Genomic DNA, 17,769 nt, shown 5'->3' with positions numbered 1-17,769 from the left:
GGAGAGCAAGCATGAGCAGTACAGGATTGGTCCAGGACAAGGTGGTCGTGGTCACCGGCGCGGGCGGCGGCATTGGCCGCGACATCGCGCTGGCCATGGCCCGCGAAGGGGCCAAAGTGGTCGTCAACGACATTGGCGCGTCTGTCTCGGGCGAAGGTCAGGACGCAGGCCCCGCCCAGCAAGTGGTCAACGAGATTGTGGCGATGGGCGGTCAGGCCGCGGCCAACACCGACAGCGTGTCTGACGCCGCAGGCGCGGCGCGCATCATTCAGACCGCCATCGACAGCTTTGGCCGCATCGACGTGGTGGTCAACAACGCAGGCATCTTGCGCGACCGCTTCTTCCACAAGATGAGCATGGACGAGTGGGACGCGGTGCTCAAGGTGCACCTGTATGGCGCTTTCTACGTCAGCCGCGCTGCTGCCCCGCACTTCAAGGAGCAGGAAAGCGGCAACTACATCCACATGACTTCGACCTCGGGCTTGGTGGGCAACTTCGGCCAGGCCAACTATTCGGCGGCCAAGCTGGGCGTGACGGCGCTGTCCAAGTCGATCGCGCTGGACATGCAAAAGTTCAACGTGCGCTCCAACTGCATTTCGCCCTTTGCCTGGAGCCGCATGATCGGCTCGATCCCGACCGAGACGCCCGAAGAACAGGCCCGTGTTGAACGCATCAAGCAGATGACGCCCGCCAAGATCGCGCCCATGGCGGTGGCCCTGGCCAGCGACGCCTCGGCCCATGTGAACGGCCAGGTCTTTGCCGTGCGCAACAACGAAATTTTCTTGATGAGCCAGCCGCGCCCCATACGCTCGGTGCACCGCAGCGAGGGCTGGACGCCGCAATCGGTGCTGGACCAAGCCATGCCCGCGCTCAAGTCGAGCTTCTTTGACCTGGACCGCTCGGGCGACGTGTTCAGCTGGGACCCGATCTGAGGCGATGACCATGACTGCAGAGAACCAACAGACCGGTGTGCTCGCCCAACACCAGGCCGCCCTCGCCGAAGGCCGCTTCCTGATTCAGCAATGCACTGGTTGCGGCCAACACATTTACTTCCCGCGTGAGGTCTGCCCGCACTGCGGCAGCAATGACCTGAGCCTGGTGCCCCCCTCGGGCCTGGGCACGGTGTATTCGGTGACCACGGTGCGCCGCAAACCCGACGCGGGCGGCGACTACAACGTCTGCCTGATTGACCTGGACGAAGGCGTGCGTTTGATGAGCCGCGTGGAGATCAGCCCGGTCGATGCGGTGCAGGTGGGCCAGCGTGTGCAGGCCCGTGTGGTGGTCGACAAGGGCCAAGGCATGGTGGTGTTTGACCCGGTCGATACCGCGGCTGCATCGGTCAAACCGGTTCCCCGTGGCCCGGCCGCATCGGCGGCGGTGCACACCTCGTCGGGCCTGAAGGCCTTGCGCGGCAGCGCGGCGATTGCGGGTGTGGCCACCTTTGGTTGCGGCGAGGCCACGGGCTTTTCCGAGATGGAAGTGCTCGCCCGCGCCGCGCACGCCGCGGTGGCCGATGCCGGTTTGAAGATGAGCGACATCGACGGCCTGTGCACCGCCAGTGTGCTGTCCACCATGTGGCCCATGCCCGTGACCGAATATTTGGGTATCAACCCACGCTACACCAACGGCACCATGCTCGGCGGCTCCAGCTTTGTGGCGCACCTCTTGCCCGCCATGATGGCTTTGCAGTCGGGCCAGTGCAACGCGGTGCTGGTGTGCTACGGCAGCACGCAGCGCACCTCCACCTTTGGCCGCGCCGAGATCGCCCAGGCCCGCCGCGTGATGGATCCGCAGCCTTACGAAACCCCCTACGCCCCGATACAACCGCTGAGCGCCTACGCGCTGGCCACGCAGCGACACATGCACCAGTACGGAACCACCCGCCGCCAGCTGGCCGAAGTGGCCGTAGCCGCACGCGCCTGGGCGCAGCGCAACCCCGAAGCCTTCATGCGCGAGCCGCTGTCCATTGACGACGTGCTCAAGGCCCGCATGGTGTCCGACCCCTTGTCGGTGCGCGACTGCTGCCTGGTCACCGACGGTGGCGGTGCCTTTGTGTTGGTGCGCGCCGACCGTGCGCGTGACCTGCCAAAGAAACCGGTGTACGTGCTGGGCAACGCCACCGCCAACTGGAACCGCCAGATCTCGGCCATGCACGACCTCACCGTCACATCGGCCAGCCAGTCCGGCCGCGAGGCTTTTGCTATGGCCGGCATGAAGCCGAGTGACATGGGCGTGGTGCAGCTGTACGACGCCTTCACCATCAACACCTTGCTCTTCCTGGAAGATCTGGGCTTTTGCAAAAAAGGCGAAGCCGGTGCCTTCGTGGAAGGCGGCGGCATCGCGCCCGGTGGCCACCTACCGGTCAACACCAACGGCGGCGGCCTGTCGTGCACGCACCCGGGCATGTACGGCATCTTCACCGTGATCGAAGCTGTGCGCCAGTTGCGCGGCGAAGGCGGCGAGCGCCAAGTGCCCGGCGTGCAGACCGCGCTGGCCCACGGCAACGGCGGCACGCTGTCGAGCCAGTCCACGGCCATCCTCGGCACTTTTGAGACTTTGTAAATTCATCACCCACAAGCCATGATCCGAGATACCGAAACCTTTGAAGCCCTGCTCGACTCCGTTCGTCGTTTTGTGCGCGAGCGCCTGGTACCTGCCGAAAACGAAGTCGCCCAGACCGACGAGATCCCCGAAGCCATCGTGCAGGAGATGCGCGAGATGGGCATGTTTGGCCTCACCATCCCCGAGGCCTATGGCGGCCTGGAGCTGACCATGGAAGAAGAGGCGCGCCTCTTGTTTGAGCTGTGCAAAACCTCGCCCGCCTTCCGCTCGGTGATTGGCACCACGGTGGGCATTGGCTCGCAGGGCATCCTGATGGACGGCACCGAAGAACAAAAAGCCTATTACCTGCCCAAGCTGGCCACGGGCGAGTTGTCGGCCTCGTTTGCGCTGACCGAACCCGACGCGGGATCGGACGCCGCATCGCTGCGCACCACCGCCATCAAGGACGGTGACCACTACGTGGTCAACGGCACCAAGCGCTACATCACCAACGCACCGCATTCCAAAATCTTCACGCTCATGGCGCGCACCAACCCGGCCGACAAGGGCGCGGGCGGTGTGTCGGCCTTCATCGTCGACGCCCAATCGCCCGGCATCAGCCTGGGCAAGAACGACCAGAAGATGGGCCAAAAAGGCGCACACACCTGCGACGTGATCTTTGACAACGTGCGTGTGCCCGCTGCCAACCTGATCGGCGGCCAAGAAGGCCAGGGCTTCAAGACCGCGATGAAGGTGCTTGAAAAAGGCCGGATCCATTTGGCCGCCGTGTGTGTAGGCGTGGCCCAGCGCATCTTGGACGATGCGCTGCGCTACGCCATTGACCGCAAACAGTTTGGCCAGCCGATCGCCGAGTTCCAACTGGTGCAGGCCATGCTGGCCGACAGCAAGGCCGAGCTGTACGCGGCCGAGTGCATGGTGATCGATGCCGCACGCAAGCGCGACGAAGGCCGAAGCGTGTCGACCGAAGCTTCGTGCTGCAAGATGTTCGCGTCCGAAATGTGCGGCCGTGTGGCCGACCGTGCGGTGCAAATTTTGGGGGGCGCGGGCTACCTGTCCGAGTACGGCATCGAGCGCTTTTACCGCGATGTGCGTTTGTTCCGCCTGTATGAGGGCACCACGCAGATCCAGCAAATCATCATTGGCCGCAACATGGTGCGCGAGGCACGCGGCTGAGCCAACCCGATTCTTTTTTCAACACAAAACCACAGAGGAGACAAGACATGAAAAAAACATTCACCCGCCGCATGGCCCTGGCTACGCTCAGCAGTTTGGCCGTGATGGGCGCAGGCAGCGCCCTGGCCCAGGCCCAGACGGCTTACCCGAGCCAGCCCATCAAGTTCATCGTGCCCTACCCCGCAGGTGGGGCCACCGATGTGCTGGCGCGCATGGTGGCGCAAAAAATGCAGGACAGCTGGCAACAAACCGTGGTGGTGGAAAACAAGCCTGGCGCAGGCGGCACCATTGGCAACAACCTGGTGGCCAAGGCCCCGGCCGATGGCCACACGGTGTTGTTTGGCATTGTGGCCCTGGTACAGCAAATGACCTTGATGAAGCTGCCCTATGACCCGATCAAGGACTTCGCGCCGATCAGCCGCGTGGCCATCAGCCCCAGCGTGCTGGCCGCAGCGCCGAACTTGCCCATCAACAACTTGCCTGAGTTCATCAAGCTGGTGAAGACCGAGCCGGGCAAACACAGCATTGGCTCGTATGGCCCGGGCACCTCGGCCCATTTGCAAGGCGCTTTGCTCAATCTGCAGTCGGGTCTGGATTTGACGCATGTGCCCTACCAGGGCGGTGCGCCCCTGGTCACGGCCATGATGGGCGGTCAGCTGTCCTCGGCATTCTTTGATGCAGGCTCGTCGAAACAGCATTTGCCCAAGTTCAAGCTGCTGGGCGTGACCGGCACTGAGCGCCTGTCCTGGCTGCCCAATGTGCCCACACTCAAGGAGCAAGGCCTCAACTCCTACGAGCCCATGGGCTGGTTCGGTTTGTTTTTGCCAGGGGCCACGCCCAAGCCAGTGGTCGACAAATTCTCGGCAGAAACCCAGCGCATCCTCAAGCTGCCCGATGTGCGCGAGAAGATCGAAGCCATGGGTCTGATTCCGGGCGGTGAAACCACGGACAGCTTTGCCAAGGTCGTGAAAAGCGATGCCGACGTGTACGCCCGCATCATCCGCGACGCCAAGATCACGCTGAATTGATGCCTGCATGAAAACCCGCGTCACCGAGCTGCTGGGCATCCGCTACCCCATCATCCAGGGCGGCATGCAGTGGGTGGGCAAGGCCGAGCTGGTCTCGGCCGTGTCGAATGCTGGCGGTTTGGGCGTGCTCACGGCGCTCACCCAGCCCACGCCGCAAGCGCTGGCGCACGAGATTGCCCGCACCCGCGCGCTGACCGACCAGCCCTTTGGTGTGAACCTCACGATCTTGCCCTCGATCAACCCGCCGCCCTACGGCGAATACTTGCAGGTCATCATCGACAGCGGTGTGAAGATCGTGGAGACGGCAGGCAACAGCCCTAAAGCGTTCATCGGTCGCATGAAGGACGCGGGCATCACCATCGTGCACAAATGCACCTCGGTGCGTCACGCCCTGAGCGCCGAGCGCAATGGGGTGGACATGATCAGCATCGATGGCTTTGAATGCGCGGGTCACCCCGGTGAGGACGATGTGCCCGGCCTGGTGCTGATTCCCCTGGCTTGTCAGGCGCTGCGCGTGCCGGTCATCGCCTCGGGCGGCATTGCCGACGGGCGCGGCATGGCGGCGGCCCTGGCGCTGGGTGCCGAGGGCGTGAACATGGGCACGCGCTTTCTGGTCACGCAGGAAGCGCCGGTGCACCACAACATCAAGCAGGCCCTGGTGGGTGCGAGCGAGCGCGACACGAAGCTCATGTTCCGCACGATGCGCAACACCACCCGCGCCTGGAGCAATGCCATTTCGCAAGAAGTGGTGGCCACTGAAAACCGCCCGGGCGGCTGCAGCTTTGAAGACATCCGCCACCTGGTGGCCGGCCAACGCGGCAACCAGGCCCTGCAGTCGGGTGATGTGGACGGCGGTGTGGTCGCTGCCGGGCAGGTGATTGGCCTGATCGACGATGTGCCCACTTGCGCCGAATTGATCGAGCGCATGGTGGCCGATTGCCGCGCCGCTTTGGCGCGTGCGCAGGCCTGGTCTGCACCAGGCTGAACATTTTTAAAGCCATGACCATGTCCTTCACCGACACAGACACCTGCAGCCCGGCGCCCCCCGAAGCGGACGCGCCAGCGCGCACCCCGGAGGGCATCGACGCCGTGTCACACGCGGGCGCCAGCGACACCTCGCGCCTGTATGCACAAGTGGGCTTCAACCATCTGCTGAATCTGCGCCGCGAGATGGCCCGTGACGGTGTATCGCGTCTGGTGCTCGACACCCGCCCTGACCTGACCAACAACTTCCACAACGCACACGGCGGCGTGCTCATGACCATGCTCGACGGGGCCATGTCCAGCGCCGCGCTGTCGAGCACCAACTTCCAGCGCGCCGTGGTCACGGTGGACATGTCCACCCAGTTTTTCAAACCCGGCCGGGGCCGCCTGGTGGCCCACGGCCGCGCCAGTGGCGGCGGGCGCAGCGTCTGCTTTTGCGAGGCGCACATCACCGACGACAGCGGCGATGTGGTGGCCCGCGCCATGGGCGCCTTCAAATTTGTCGATCCCCAACGCTGACCATTGGGGTCGGCCCATTCCCCCCCGAAGAGACACACCATGACACCACAAGCATCCACCGTTTCAACACACACGCCGCGCCGACGCCTGCTGGGCACGGCCCTGGGGATCGCGCTGGGCGCGGTTTGCGCCGCGTCGGCCCCGCAGGCCTGGGCACAGGCCAGCAACAGCCCGGTCAAACTCATCGTGGGCTATGCCGCAGGCGGGCCCGTGGACGCTTCAGCACGCGTGTTTGCACCCGTGCTCAGCCGCGAACTGGGCCAGCCCGTGATCGTGGAAAACCGGCCCGGCGCAGGCGGTGCGGTGGCGGGTAACACCGTGGTCAAGTCGGCGCCCAATAGCCTGGAAATTTTTTATGCCGCCAGCCCCACCATGACCATCAGCCCCCATGTCCTCAAGGCCATGGCTTTTGACCCGCTCAAGGACATGACCCCGCTGGCCACCATCCTGAGCTACGCCAACGTGCTGGTCATCAACCAGAACCAGCCCTTCAAAACCTTGCCCGAGTTGGTGGCTTTTGGCAAAGCCAACCCCGGCAAACTGGCCTACGGCTCGGCCGGCATGGGCGCATCGAACCACCTGAGCGGCGAGCTGTTTGCGCGCCGTGCGGGCATCAACATGACCCATGTGCCCTACAAAGGCAATGCCCCTGCCATGACCGACGTGATGGGCGGGCAGATCCAGATGATGTTTGACATCGTGGGCGGGGCCAAAGCCCACATCGACGGCGGCAAGGTGCGGCCCCTGGCCGTGACCTCCAAAGAGCGCAACCCGGCCCTGCCGCAACTGCCCAGCATGACCGAGTTGGGCATTCGTGATTACGACGTGGGCGGCTGGTACGGCCTGTATGGCCCGCTGGGCATGAGCGCCGAACTCAGCCAGAAGATCACCGCCGCCACGGCCCGCGCGCTGCAAGACCCCGAGCTGAACAAGCGCTGGGTGGACCAGGGCTATGTGATCTGGAACGCCAAACCCGCCGACATGGCCGATCGCATGCGCCGCGAACACGCGCTGTGGGCCGAAGTCACCAAAGGCATGACCTTCGAATAAAACATGGCTTTGCAATTGACCTCACCCCACACGCGCATTTATCAGCTGTTTGACGAACGCGCCGCGCAGGCACCTGCGCACCCCTTTTTGTATTTGGCGCAAGGGGTGATGACGCTGGGCCAGTTGGCCCAGCAGGTGGACCTGCTGGAGGCGGAGCTCCGCGATGCCGGTGTGCATTTGGGTGACCGCGTGTTGGTGGCCGCCGAAAACTGCCCCGAGCATGTGGCCTTGGTGCTGGCTTGCAGCCGTGTGGGCGCTTGGGCCTGCGGTGTCAATGCGCGCATGACCGCGTCCGAAGTGGCGGCCTTTGCCGACAAGGCCGATGCGCGTGTGCTGTATTTCACGGTGGGCGTGTCCGAAGCGGCGCGCCAACACGCTTCGCTGCACGGCACCCAGGCCAGCGTGCTGCCCGGCTTGCAGCGCACCCCCATCAAACCACAGGCCACAGCGCAAACGGGTGAATTGGCCGAACAGGTCGCCGCGATCATCTTCACCTCGGGCACCACTGGCCAGCCCAAGGGCGTGATGCTCACGCACGCGGGGCTGCTGCAGTTTGCACGCGTCTCGGCGCAGTCGCGTCAGCTCGGGCCTTCGGACCGGTCTTACGCCTATTTGCCCATGACGCACATCTTCGGTCTGGGCACGGTGCTCATGGCGTCGCTGCACGCGGGCTCGGGCCTGCTCATGCGCAGCCAGTTCGACCCGGCCGATGTGTTCGACGCGCTGGCCCACCAAGGCCTCACGCAGCTGCAAGGCCCGCCCGCCATGTTCACCCGCTTGTTGGCTTGGCTGGACAGTCAAGGCATAAGGCAGCCGGTCGCCCCGGATTTGCGCTACGTCTACACCGGCGCTGCACCGCTCGACCTGAGCGTCAAGCAAGCCATCGAAGGGCGCTTTGGAAAACCCTTGCACCACGGCTACGGCCTGTCGGAATACGCCGGCGCTTTGACACTGTGCCGACTGAACGAACAGCGCGCCGACACCAGCGCGGGTTACCTGGTCGAAGGCGCCGAGCTGCGCATCATGGGCCCCGATGGGCGCGACCTGCCACCAGGCGAGACGGGCGAGATCTGGATGCGCGGCGTGGGCCTGATGCCAGGTTATTTCCGCGACCCCGAGATCACCGCGCAAGTCATGAAGCCCGGTGGCTGGTACGCCAGTGGCGACCTGGGCCGACAAGATGCCGACGGTGCGCTGCAGGTGGTCGGACGCCTCAAGGAAATGATCATCCGCTCGGGCTTCAACGTGTACCCCGGCGAGGTCGAGGCGGTGTTCCTGGCCTGGCCCGGTGTGCAAAAAGCGGCGGTGGTCGGGCGGAAGATGGCCGATGGCAACGAGGACATCCTGGCCTTCATTGAAGCCAAGCCCGGCGTGCAGCTGGACCTGCAGGCCCTCAAGGCCCATGCCCATGAACACCTGTCGCCCTACAAGCGGCCCTCGGCGCTGGTGTTGGTGCCCGAGATGCCCATGACCCTGAGCGGCAAAGTGCTCAAGCGCGAATTGGTGGCGCAGTGGAGCGCCGCGCAAACCGGTAGCGCCTGAGCGCGCTTCATGACTGACAAAGGCGGACTTTCACAAACACAGACGGCCCCTTGGCCCTGACTCGGCGAAGATTGACCCCATGAACACCCTCACCACCTTAGACGCCGACCAGGTTGCGCACCTGCGCAGCTGGGAAGGCCGCAGCGAAACGCTGACCGACGAGATCGTGGCTGCGCCACTGCGCGGTCAAAGTGCCTTGCTCGACCGCGAAGACGCCCGCCAAGCCGCAGGCAGCGATGTGCCGCCCTTGTGGCACTGGCTGTACTTTTTGCCGCAGGCCCCACAAAGCCAGATCGGGCCCGACGGGCACCCGCTGCGCGGTGGCTTTTTGCCGCCCGTGCCCCTGCCGCGACGCATGTGGGCCGGTGGCCGCTTGCAGTGGCACACCGATAATCCGCTGCGTGTGGGCGACGACGCGCAAAAGCATTCGCGCATCGCCTCGGTCAAACACAAATCGGGTCGCACGGGCGACCTGTTGTTTGTCGAAGTCGAGCACGCCTTCCACAACGCCCAAGGCCTGTGCCTGACCGAAACCCACGACATCGTTTACCGCGCTGCCGCGGTGCCGGGTGCGCCCGAAGTGCCCCCCACGGCGGCCGAAACCGGCGCGCCCTGGCAGCGCGAGTTTGTGCCCGACCCGGTGTCGCTGTTTCGCTACTCGGCGCTCACCTTCAACGGCCACCGCATCCACTACGACCGCAGCTACGTCACGCAAGAGGAAGGCTACCCCGGCCTCATCGTGCACGGCCCGCTCATTGCCACCTTGCTGGTGGACCTGGTGCGCAGGCAAGTGTCCGGTGCGAGCCTGGCATCGTTCCAGTTCCGCGCCGTGCGCCCCACGTTTGACCTGCACCCCTTCCGGCTGAACGGACGGCCATCTGCCGATGGCAAGACGATTGAGCTGTGGGCCTGCGACCACGAAGGCTGGCTCACCATGCAAGCGCAAGCTACCTTGGCCTGATTTTTTTGGCCTGAAACTTTTCACCGACACCAACACCATGCACACCTCACCCGACCAGTACCAAGACATCCGCGACGCTGTGCGTGCCCTGTGCGCCCAGTTCCCTGACGAGTACCACCGCAAGGTCGACGAAAAACGCGGCTATCCCGAAGAGTTTGTCGACGCCCTGACCAAAGCCGGCTGGATGGCCGCGCTGATTCCGCAGGAATACGGCGGCTCGGGCCTGTCCATGGCCGAGGCCTCGGTCATCATGGAAGAGATCAACCGCTCGGGTGGCAATTCGGGCGCGTGCCACGGCCAGATGTACGTGATGAATTCCATCGTGCGCAGCGGGTCTGATGCGCAGAAAAACACCCTCTTGCCCAAGATCGCCACAGGCGAGTTGCGCATCCAGTCCATGGGCGTGACCGAGCCCACCACGGGCAGCGACACGACCAAGCTCAAAACCACCGCCGTCAGGAAGGACGGCCGCTGGGTCATCAACGGCCAAAAGGTCTGGATCTCGCGCATCCAGCACAGCGACCTGATGATCTTGCTGGCCCGCACCACGCCTGCCGACCAGGTGACCAAGCGCTCCGAAGGTTTGTCCTGCTTCTTGATCGACCTGAAGCAGGCCATCGGCAATGGCCTGACCGTGCGGCCGATTTTGAACATGGTCAACCACGAGACCAACGAGCTGTTTTTTGACAACTTGGAGATCCCCGAAGACGCGCTCTTGGGCGAAGAGGGCAAGGGCTTCAAGACCTTGCTTGACGGCCTGAACGCCGAGCGTGTGCTGATCGCCGCCGAGTGCATTGGCGATGGTTACTGGTTCATCGACCGCGCTACCAAATACGCCAAAGACCGCGTGGTGTTCGGCCGCCCCATCGGCCAAAACCAGGGAGTTCAGTTCCCGATTGCCGACGCTTTCATCGAACTCGAAGCCGCCAACCTGATGCGCTGGAAAGCCTGCGAAAAAATCGATGCGATGCAAAACGCCGGGGCCGAAGCCAACATGGCCAAGTACCTCGCGGCCAAGGCCAGCTGGGAAGCGGCTAACGTCTGCCTGCAAACGCACGGCGGCTTTGGTTTTGCGTGTGAATACGACATCGAGCGCAAGTTCCGCGAAACGCGCTTGTACCAGGTGGCCCCGGTCTCGACCAACATGATCTTCAGCTACGTGGCCGAGCACATCCTCGGGCTGCCCCGTTCGTTCTGACATCCGTTCTGACATGACATCGCCAAGACCCCTGGACGGCATCACCGTCGTCTCTCTCGAACACGCGATTGCCGCGCCGTTCTGCACCCGCCAACTGGCGGACCTGGGCGCCCGCGTCATCAAAATCGAACGCCCCGGTGCGGGCGACTTTGCGCGGGCCTACGACACGCGGGTGAGCGGCCAGTCTTCGCACTTTGTGTGGACCAACCGCTCCAAGGAAAGCCTGACGCTGGACCTGAAAAACCCCGACGCCATGGCCGTGCTCAGCAGCTTGCTGCAAAGCGCCGACGTGCTGGTGCAAAACCTCGCGCCTGGTGCCGCCGCACGCATGGGTTTGTCGTTCGAGGCGCTCAGCCCCAAGCACCCGAAGTTGATCGTGTGCGACATCTCGGGCTACGGCGAAGACGGCCCCTACCGCGACAAAAAAGCCTACGACCTCTTGATTCAGAGCGAGGCGGGCATGTTGTCCATCACCGGCACGCCCGAAGACCCGTCCAAAACCGGCAACTCGATCGCCGACATCGCGGCCGGCATGTACGCCTACACCAACATCCTGTCGGCCCTGCTGCTGCGCGGCAAGACCGGTCAGGGCAGCCACATCGACGTGTCCATGCTCGAAGCGCTGTCCGAGTGGATGGGCTATCCGCTGTACTACGCCTACGACGGCGCCACCCCGCCGCCGCGCAGCGCCGCCTCGCACGCCAGCATCTACCCTTATGGCCCCTTTGTGGCAGGCGACGGTGGCACGGTGATGCTGGGCCTGCAAAACGAGCGCGAATGGAAAGTGTTTTGCGAAGTGGTGCTGGGCGATGCGGCCTTGGCCAACGATCCGCGTTTTTGCACCAACGCATTGCGCAACGAGAACCGAGCCCTGCTCAAGCAGCTCATTGTGGGCGTGTTCGCCCGCATGACCACGCCCGAGGTCGAGGCGCGGCTGGACCAGGCGCAAATTGCCAATGCCCGCATGAACGACATGGCCGGAGTCTGGGCGCACCCACAGCTCAAGGCGCGCGAGCGCTGGCACAAGGTGGGCTCGCCTGCGGGCGACATCCCCGCCCTGCTGCCGCCCGGGCGCAACAACCGCTACGACTACCGCATGGACGCCGTGCCTGCTGTGGGCGAGCACACCGAGGCCATCCTGCGCGAGCTGGGCCTGGACGATGCGGCGGTGCAAGCCCTGCGCAACAGTCAAGCCATTTGATACAGAACACATGGAGACAGTCATGACAAACAACACGACATCCAACACCGCACAACTCGCCGCCTTTGCCGCAGGCCTTCGTTTCGAGGACATTCCCGAGCCGGTGGTCCGCAAGATCGAAGACCTGTTGGTCGACTGGTTCGGCTCTGCTGTGGCCGGGCACGGCTCGCGCCCGGTGGAGAGCATCACCCGCTTTGCGCAGGCCATGGGACCAACCCAAGGCCCCTCTGAAGTGATCATCAACCGCGCACGCACCACACCGTATTTGGCGGCCATGGCCAACGCCGCTGCCTCGCATGTGGCCGAGCAAGACGATGTGCACAACGGCTCGGTGTTCCACCCGGCCACGGTGGTGTTTTCGCCTGCCGTTGCGGTGGCACAAGCCCTGGGCGCGAGTGGCCAGCAATTGTTGGCCGCCTCGGTGGTGGGCTACGAAGTCGGCATCCGTGTGGGTGAATTTTTGGGGCGCTCGCACTACCGCGTGTTCCACACTACCGGCACCGCAGGCACCTTGGCAGCGGCCGCTGCTGTGGGCCATTTGTTGGGTCTGAACGCGCAGCAAATGCAGCACGCCTTCGGCTCGGCCGGCACGCAGTCGGCAGGCCTGTGGGAGTTCTTGCGCACCGCCGCCGACAGCAAGCAGCTGCACACCGCGCACGCTGCTGGGGCGGGTCTCATGTCGGCTTACTTGGCCAAAGACGGCTTCACGGGCGCGGCCGAAATTCTGGAAGGCCCACAAGGCATGGCCGTGGGCATGTCGAGCGACGCCGACCCGAGCCGACTGGTGGACGGCCTGGGCACGCGCTGGGCCACGGCCGAGACCTCTTTCAAGTACCACGCCAGCTGCCGCCACACCCACCCGGCGGCCGATGCGCTGCTGCACGTCATGCAGACGAATGGCTTGAAGCTCGATGACCTGGCCCAAGTGGTGACCCATGTGCACCAAGGTGCCATCGACGTGCTCGGCCCGGTGGTGCGGCCCGTCACGGTGCACCAGAGCAAGTTCTCCATGGGCACGGTGCTGGCGCTGGTGGCGCAGCACGGCCACGCCGGCCTGACCGAATTCGACCGCGACTTTTTGAGTGCACACACCCAGTCCCTGCGCGACAAAGTCAGCATGGTGCTGGACGCGGAAGTGGACAGCGCCTACCCCAAGCGCTGGATCGGCAAAGTCACGGTGACCACCACCGACGGCCGCGTGCTGCACGGCCGCGTGGACGAGCCCAAGGGCGACCCGGGCAACACCCTCTCGCGTCAGGAAATCACCGACAAAGCCCTGCGCCTGGCCGCCTTCAGCGGCGGTGCCACGCCTGAGGCCATGCGTCAAAGCGTGGATGCGCTTTGGCAAGTGGCCAGCTGGCCCAAGGTGGGTGCGCTGCTGTCATGAGCCTGCCTTCACGGCCTTCACGGCCATCGCGCCTTGGGCTAGCGCGCAGCTTTTTGTTCGTGCCCGGCAACCGCCCCGAGCGCTTTGCCAAGGCCCTGGCCAGCGGTGCCGACGCGGTCATCATCGACTTGGAAGACGCGGTGCCGCTGGACGCCAAAGACTCGGCGCGCGACGCGCTGTTTGCCGCTTGGTCTGGCCTGGACGCAGCCGAGCGCGCGCGCCTGTTGGTGCGTGTGAACCCGGCGGGCACACCCTGGCACGCAGCCGACTTGGCCGCAGTGGCCAGCCTGAAGGGTCTGGGCGCGCTCATGCTGCCCAAGGCCGAAAACGCACAACAGGTCGAGCAGGCTTTTCGCACCAGCAGCATGCTGGTTTTGCCTTTGATCGAAAGCGCCGAAGGTGTGGGGCAAATCGACGCCATAGCCCGTGCAGCAGGCACCTTACGCCTGGGTCTGGGCCACATCGACCTGCAGGCCGATCTGGGCATGCGCTGCGGCCCCGATGAAGCCGAACTGGCCCCGGTGCGCCTGGCACTGGTTGTGGCCTCGCGCCGTGCGGGCCTGCCCGCGCCGGTGGACGGCGTGACCACTGCCACAACCGACGCGCAGGTGCTGGCGCAAGACGCGCAGCGCAGCCGCCGCTTCGGCTTCGGGGCCAAGCTGTGCATCCACCCCGCACAAGTGGCGGGCGTGCACCAGGCCCTGGCCCCCACCGAAGCCGAATGCGACTGGGCCCGCCGCGTGCTGGCCGCCGAAGTGGCGGCGGGCGGCGGCGCGTTCAGTGTGGACGGCAAGATGGTCGACCCGCCGGTGTTGTTGCTGGCGCGTCAGATTTTGCTGGCCCCTTAGGAGCCCACCCCGTGGGCGATGGGCGTCGCACACGCCCTTTTAGAAACAATCGCGCACGGGGTGCGCTCCTACCCAAACCCCCAACCGCGCCGCCGCTGACCCTCGACCCGCTGGCACAATCCCCCCATGTCTGTTCATTTCGATCTGGTGGATTTGCGCCTCATGGTGCGGGTGGCCGAAGCCAACAGCCTCACCAAAGGGGCCGAAGCTTCGTTCATCTCGCTGCCTGCGGCCAGCACGCGCATCAAGAACCTTGAAGAAAGCATCGGCGCCAAACTGCTCAACCGCCACAGCCAGGGCGTGACCCTCACACCGCCCGGCCAGGCCTTTGTGCACCGGGCGCGTCTGGTGCTGGGCCAGATTGAACACCTGCGCGGTGACCTGCAGGAATACGCCAGCGGCATCAAAGGCCACCTGCGTGTGTACGCCAACACCACGGCCCTGGGCGAGTTCTTGCCCGAAGTGCTCAAGCGCTACCTGGCCACGCACCCCGATGTGAACATCGACCTGCAGGAAAAACTGTCGAATGAAATCGTGCGCGCCGTGATGGACGGCAAGACCGACATCGGCATCGTGGCCGGTTCGGTGCGCACCGAAAACCTGCAAACCCTGCCTTACCGCTCCGACAGCCTGGTGCTGGTGGTGCCCGACGGCCACCCCGTGGCTGACTTGCCCAGCATGCCGCTGATCGACGCGCTGGAGTTTGACCATGTGGGCCTGCACGAAGCCAGCGCGCTGCATGGGTTCTTGAACCGCGAATGCGAGCAGCTCAACAAGCCGCTCAAGGTGCGCATCCAGGTCAGCAGCTTCGAGTCGGCCTGCCGCATGATCGAAGCCGGTGTGGGTGTGGGCGTGCTGCCCGAATCGGCTGCCCGCCGCCACGCCCGCAGCATGGCCATCCGCCTGGTGCCCCTGTCTGACGCCTGGGCCTTGCGGTCCATGCAAATTTGTGTGCGCAACTTCGACGAGCTGCCCAACTTTGCGCGGGACTTGATTGATTTGTTGTCAGAGGATGCGCGGCAGGCGCAGCCCGCATGAGCACCACCCTCACCGCCAAAGGACAGATCACCATCCCCAGACCCATCCGTGATGCCATGGGTTTACACCTGGCACCGTGATCGACTTTGCCGTGAACCACAATGCCGAAGTGGTGCTGCACAAAGCCGACAGTGGCCAAGCCAGCCGCAAAGCACGCACCCGGCGGTGTTGGGTTTGTGGGTCGGCAAAGACCTGGGCCATGTTGATGAACGCTCCCGCATCGTCCCTGAAGCAGACGCATGCGGTCTTGTTGGCCTGTGCTTCTTTAGTCAACCAATATCTCAGCTCATCAGTTTCAAAGGGCTGCGGCCCAGGACCTTCCTAGGGGCTTTCGGGTCTGCCACCTTGGCCAGTGCCTCATCATCTAACAGGTGATCCAAGTTCGGCAGGCTCCAGGTTTTTTGCAGACGAAGGCTGTTCATGCCTTCGTTCCAGGCTCTCAGCATGCGCACGCCTACCTCGGTGAAGTGCTTGTTGTCACGCGTGGCGCGCAACACTTCTGGTGATACCTCCACGATGGCCTCGCACACGCGCTCCACTTTGCCATGGACCTTAGCCAAACCGATGCCACAGTAGTGCTGCAAGAACAGGGGCAGTGCCTTACCCGGGTTCCAGGTCTGGCGGCCTTGGATGGACATGCCTGGCGGATTGTTGCAATAGTCGTCGTAGACGGTGATGCTGAGCATGTCGTAGACGGGTGCCAGTCGCACATCCTGCTTGCTCGTATAGAGCAGGGCGATGTTCTTGGTGTGGCAGTCCGCGTTGCGCAGCGCATAGGTCAGCAGCAAAAGGTTGCCCAAGTCCGAGAGTGCAGCAGCCTGTTGTCCAACTGGTGTCACGTCCTTGATGCGATTGGCCACGCGCTCCCAGGTGGCGTCGTATTTCTGTTCTGGGCGCAATGAAAGCAGGCTGCAAAGATCTTCCATGCCCAAACGTGTCTGGCCGTCTTCTTCGTAATCAAAGCGGTGTACGACCAGAGCCTGTGCGTCGTCGGAGACCTCGGTTTTTGCGGCATTGCCAAAGGCGCGCTGCGCCACTTGCATGCAGAAATGCTCGTTCAGGGCCACCCCGGGCAGGGAAGCGGGCGTGCCTTTGACGATGAATTTTTCGGTGGCCAGTGTGGTCTTGCCGGGCAGCTTGTTGGCATCCTGGCCCGCAGCAGCCGGCGCAAGGAACTTGGGCACCACGCCGCTGACCCCGCTGACGGCGAACTCCCGCACCAGGCCCATGAAGGCCTGCTCCGAGTTGTCACCGCGCAAGATGTGTCGTACCTCGAAGGCCATCGGTGGCGACTTGGGGTCCGCTCCCTCAGGTGCGACCTTCACGCGTCCGATGGCATTGCGTCCGACCACGCTCAACAGGTTCAGGGGTGAAGCGCCGACATGGGGCCCCAGGCGCTCCTGCAGCACCGAGAGCAGGAAGCCCTCTGGCAGGTTCATTCGAAAGAGCGGGTGCAGCTCCGGGTAGTTGTAGGACTGGGTGCGCACGGGCATGAGCAAGGAGGTGAATTGCTCGGGCTTGGCCGTAGGGTAGTAGGAGAGCACATGCCCAAAACCATCGGGTGAGTCCAGCGTGGCCACGGCTGTGTCATGGACAAAGACGGTCAGTCTCATGGTTATCCCCTGGCCCGTTGAGTCAGCGGGTGTTGTGCTTCAAATTCAACTTGTGCTCGGCGCTCGGCCAGCGCGTCATCCAGGGTAAAACTGGCCCCTGACCCACGCAATGGGGTGACGCTCAGGCCCGCCCCCAGCACCTCCAGCAAACGCAGGAGTTTTCGGGAGCCAAATTCGCTGAGTTGGCCTGTCTCCAGCCGAGCCAGCGTGGACTGGGCCAGGCCAGAAAGCTTGCCCAACTCGCGTTGGGAGAGGCCCTGATCACGTCGCAGGCGCGCAACCTCCAATCCCAGCTCGGGCAAGTTCGACAGGTGCATAGACATGGGTGCTCCTCCAGGGCGGTTCAGCAGACGGCAAATTATGCTTTATTTGTTATCGATTGAGGGGATTCATCGAAGGGTTTAGCCCCATCAGTTCAGCCAATCAGACGGCAAATATATCATCATGTAAAAGATCACTGTTGTGACCGATAGCGTTACTTTTAGCTTTAAATTCAATGTATTAAGAGATTATTGAGCACTGGGCAGGAATTTTTTTGATCGACTCATTCGAACAATTAATGTTGAATACAGCATCACGTATTGGATCATTCCATCACCTATTTGATGATAAATAAAGCATCAAAATAAACATAAGCTGTTGAACACCCCATCTCCCCCTCAAAC

At 63.7% G+C, this 17,769-nt stretch carries 16 protein-coding genes and 1 pseudogene; 15 read left to right on the top strand and 2 right to left on the bottom strand.

Annotated features, from left to right (window positions below; genetic code table 11):
• Positions 1 to 11: 11 nt before the first annotated feature.
• The 15 genes and pseudogenes from QZ190_RS14530 to QZ190_RS14460 all read left to right on the top strand — a co-directional run bounded on the left by QZ190_RS14530 (position 12) and on the right by QZ190_RS14460 (position 15,491).
• Positions 12 to 932: an SDR family NAD(P)-dependent oxidoreductase gene (locus QZ190_RS14530; protein WP_291917553.1), complete on the top strand. Its 921-nt coding sequence runs from the start codon at positions 12 to 14 to the stop codon at positions 930 to 932.
• A gap of 4 nt (positions 933 to 936) precedes the next feature.
• Positions 937 to 1,266 (top strand): annotated as a pseudogene (locus tag QZ190_RS14525) (Zn-ribbon domain-containing OB-fold protein); the annotation flags it as partial.
• Positions 1,267 to 1,299: 33 nt separating this feature from the next.
• On the top strand, positions 1,300 to 2,562 hold the full coding sequence (locus tag QZ190_RS14520) for a thiolase (protein ID WP_291917717.1): 1,263 nt from the start codon (positions 1,300 to 1,302) through the stop codon (positions 2,560 to 2,562).
• A gap of 18 nt (positions 2,563 to 2,580) precedes the next feature.
• The gene (locus QZ190_RS14515) at positions 2,581 to 3,735 is read left to right on the top strand and encodes an acyl-CoA dehydrogenase family protein (protein WP_291917551.1); all 1,155 of its coding nucleotides are present in this window, start codon (positions 2,581 to 2,583) and stop codon (positions 3,733 to 3,735) included.
• A 47-nt stretch (positions 3,736 to 3,782) separates the two neighbouring features.
• A complete protein-coding gene (locus QZ190_RS14510; RefSeq protein WP_291917547.1) occupies positions 3,783 to 4,763 on the top strand; it encodes a tripartite tricarboxylate transporter substrate binding protein in 981 nt (326 codons plus the stop codon).
• A 7-nt stretch (positions 4,764 to 4,770) separates the two neighbouring features.
• Entirely contained in the window at positions 4,771 to 5,748 is a 978-nt protein-coding gene (locus QZ190_RS14505) for a nitronate monooxygenase family protein (RefSeq protein ID WP_291917545.1), read from the top strand.
• Positions 5,749 to 5,768: 20 nt separating this feature from the next.
• Entirely contained in the window at positions 5,769 to 6,266 is a 498-nt protein-coding gene (locus QZ190_RS14500; RefSeq protein ID WP_291917542.1) for a PaaI family thioesterase, read from the top strand.
• Between the two features lie 39 nt (positions 6,267 to 6,305).
• Complete coding sequence (locus tag QZ190_RS14495; RefSeq protein ID WP_291917540.1) at positions 6,306 to 7,316, top strand: tripartite tricarboxylate transporter substrate binding protein; 1,011 nt, start codon at positions 6,306 to 6,308, stop codon at positions 7,314 to 7,316.
• A 3-nt stretch (positions 7,317 to 7,319) separates the two neighbouring features.
• Positions 7,320 to 8,858 (top strand): class I adenylate-forming enzyme family protein, encoded by a 1,539-nt coding sequence (locus tag QZ190_RS14490; RefSeq protein WP_291917538.1) that lies wholly within the window; start codon positions 7,320 to 7,322, stop codon positions 8,856 to 8,858.
• 79 nt (positions 8,859 to 8,937) lie between these two features.
• Positions 8,938 to 9,819, top strand: coding sequence for a MaoC family dehydratase N-terminal domain-containing protein (locus QZ190_RS14485; RefSeq protein ID WP_291917536.1), 882 nt, complete (start codon positions 8,938 to 8,940; stop codon positions 9,817 to 9,819).
• 37 nt (positions 9,820 to 9,856) lie between these two features.
• Positions 9,857 to 11,017 carry an acyl-CoA dehydrogenase family protein gene (locus QZ190_RS14480; protein ID WP_291917532.1) on the top strand — a complete coding sequence of 387 codons (1,161 nt, stop codon included), beginning with the start codon at positions 9,857 to 9,859 and terminating at the stop codon, positions 11,015 to 11,017.
• 13 nt (positions 11,018 to 11,030) lie between these two features.
• On the top strand, positions 11,031 to 12,218 hold the full coding sequence (locus tag QZ190_RS14475) for a CaiB/BaiF CoA-transferase family protein (protein ID WP_291917530.1): 1,188 nt from the start codon (positions 11,031 to 11,033) through the stop codon (positions 12,216 to 12,218).
• Between the two features lie 22 nt (positions 12,219 to 12,240).
• On the top strand, positions 12,241 to 13,605 hold the full coding sequence (locus QZ190_RS14470; protein WP_291917527.1) for an MmgE/PrpD family protein: 1,365 nt from the start codon (positions 12,241 to 12,243) through the stop codon (positions 13,603 to 13,605).
• The gene (locus QZ190_RS14465) at positions 13,602 to 14,453 is read left to right on the top strand and encodes a CoA ester lyase (protein ID WP_291917524.1); all 852 of its coding nucleotides are present in this window, start codon (positions 13,602 to 13,604) and stop codon (positions 14,451 to 14,453) included. Before QZ190_RS14470 ends, QZ190_RS14465 begins: the two co-directional genes overlap by 4 nt.
• Positions 14,454 to 14,579: 126 nt before the next feature.
• Positions 14,580 to 15,491 (top strand): LysR substrate-binding domain-containing protein, encoded by a 912-nt coding sequence (locus tag QZ190_RS14460; protein ID WP_291917522.1) that lies wholly within the window; start codon positions 14,580 to 14,582, stop codon positions 15,489 to 15,491.
• Positions 15,492 to 15,772: 281 nt separating this feature from the next.
• Here the strand turns inward: QZ190_RS14460 and QZ190_RS14455 are convergent, their stop codons facing one another.
• Together QZ190_RS14455 and QZ190_RS14450 are read right to left on the bottom strand one after the other, a co-directional pair.
• On the bottom strand, positions 15,773 to 17,104 hold the full coding sequence (locus QZ190_RS14455; protein WP_291917521.1) for a type II toxin-antitoxin system HipA family toxin: 1,332 nt from the start codon (positions 17,102 to 17,104) through the stop codon (positions 15,773 to 15,775).
• A gap of 2 nt (positions 17,105 to 17,106) precedes the next feature.
• Positions 17,107 to 17,427, bottom strand: coding sequence for a helix-turn-helix domain-containing protein (locus QZ190_RS14450; protein ID WP_291917519.1), 321 nt, complete (start codon positions 17,425 to 17,427; stop codon positions 17,107 to 17,109).
• Positions 17,428 to 17,769: the final 342 nt, after the last annotated feature.

The organism is Limnohabitans sp. (genome assembly GCF_017848645.1).
In the GTDB taxonomy this organism is placed as follows: Bacteria; Pseudomonadota; Gammaproteobacteria; order Burkholderiales; family Burkholderiaceae_C; genus Limnohabitans_A.
The sequence above is the reverse complement of the archived record's forward strand: the minus strand, read 5'-3'. Positions and strand labels throughout refer to the sequence as shown.

What these genes read in the sequence shown, in the direction of transcription:
- QZ190_RS14500 (WP_291917542.1), top strand. Translation starts at nt 5,769, where the DNA reads ATGTCCTTCACCGACACAGACACCTGCAGCCCGGCGCCCCCCGAAGCG.
- QZ190_RS14450 (WP_291917519.1), bottom strand. Translation starts at nt 17,427, where the DNA reads ATGTCTATGCACCTGTCGAACTTGCCCGAGCTGGGATTGGAGGTTGCG.
- QZ190_RS14530 (WP_291917553.1), top strand. Translation starts at nt 12, where the DNA reads ATGAGCAGTACAGGATTGGTCCAGGACAAGGTGGTCGTGGTCACCGGC.
- QZ190_RS14475 (WP_291917530.1), top strand. Translation starts at nt 11,031, where the DNA reads ATGACATCGCCAAGACCCCTGGACGGCATCACCGTCGTCTCTCTCGAA.
- QZ190_RS14510 (WP_291917547.1), top strand. Translation starts at nt 3,783, where the DNA reads ATGAAAAAAACATTCACCCGCCGCATGGCCCTGGCTACGCTCAGCAGT.
- QZ190_RS14470 (WP_291917527.1), top strand. Translation starts at nt 12,241, where the DNA reads ATGACAAACAACACGACATCCAACACCGCACAACTCGCCGCCTTTGCC.
- QZ190_RS14495 (WP_291917540.1), top strand. Translation starts at nt 6,306, where the DNA reads ATGACACCACAAGCATCCACCGTTTCAACACACACGCCGCGCCGACGC.
- QZ190_RS14490 (WP_291917538.1), top strand. Translation starts at nt 7,320, where the DNA reads ATGGCTTTGCAATTGACCTCACCCCACACGCGCATTTATCAGCTGTTT.
- QZ190_RS14505 (WP_291917545.1), top strand. Translation starts at nt 4,771, where the DNA reads ATGAAAACCCGCGTCACCGAGCTGCTGGGCATCCGCTACCCCATCATC.
- QZ190_RS14515 (WP_291917551.1), top strand. Translation starts at nt 2,581, where the DNA reads ATGATCCGAGATACCGAAACCTTTGAAGCCCTGCTCGACTCCGTTCGT.
- QZ190_RS14520 (WP_291917717.1), top strand. Translation starts at nt 1,300, where the DNA reads ATGGTGGTGTTTGACCCGGTCGATACCGCGGCTGCATCGGTCAAACCG.
- QZ190_RS14485 (WP_291917536.1), top strand. Translation starts at nt 8,938, where the DNA reads ATGAACACCCTCACCACCTTAGACGCCGACCAGGTTGCGCACCTGCGC.
- QZ190_RS14480 (WP_291917532.1), top strand. Translation starts at nt 9,857, where the DNA reads ATGCACACCTCACCCGACCAGTACCAAGACATCCGCGACGCTGTGCGT.
- QZ190_RS14460 (WP_291917522.1), top strand. Translation starts at nt 14,580, where the DNA reads ATGTCTGTTCATTTCGATCTGGTGGATTTGCGCCTCATGGTGCGGGTG.
- QZ190_RS14465 (WP_291917524.1), top strand. Translation starts at nt 13,602, where the DNA reads ATGAGCCTGCCTTCACGGCCTTCACGGCCATCGCGCCTTGGGCTAGCG.
- QZ190_RS14455 (WP_291917521.1), bottom strand. Translation starts at nt 17,104, where the DNA reads ATGAGACTGACCGTCTTTGTCCATGACACAGCCGTGGCCACGCTGGAC.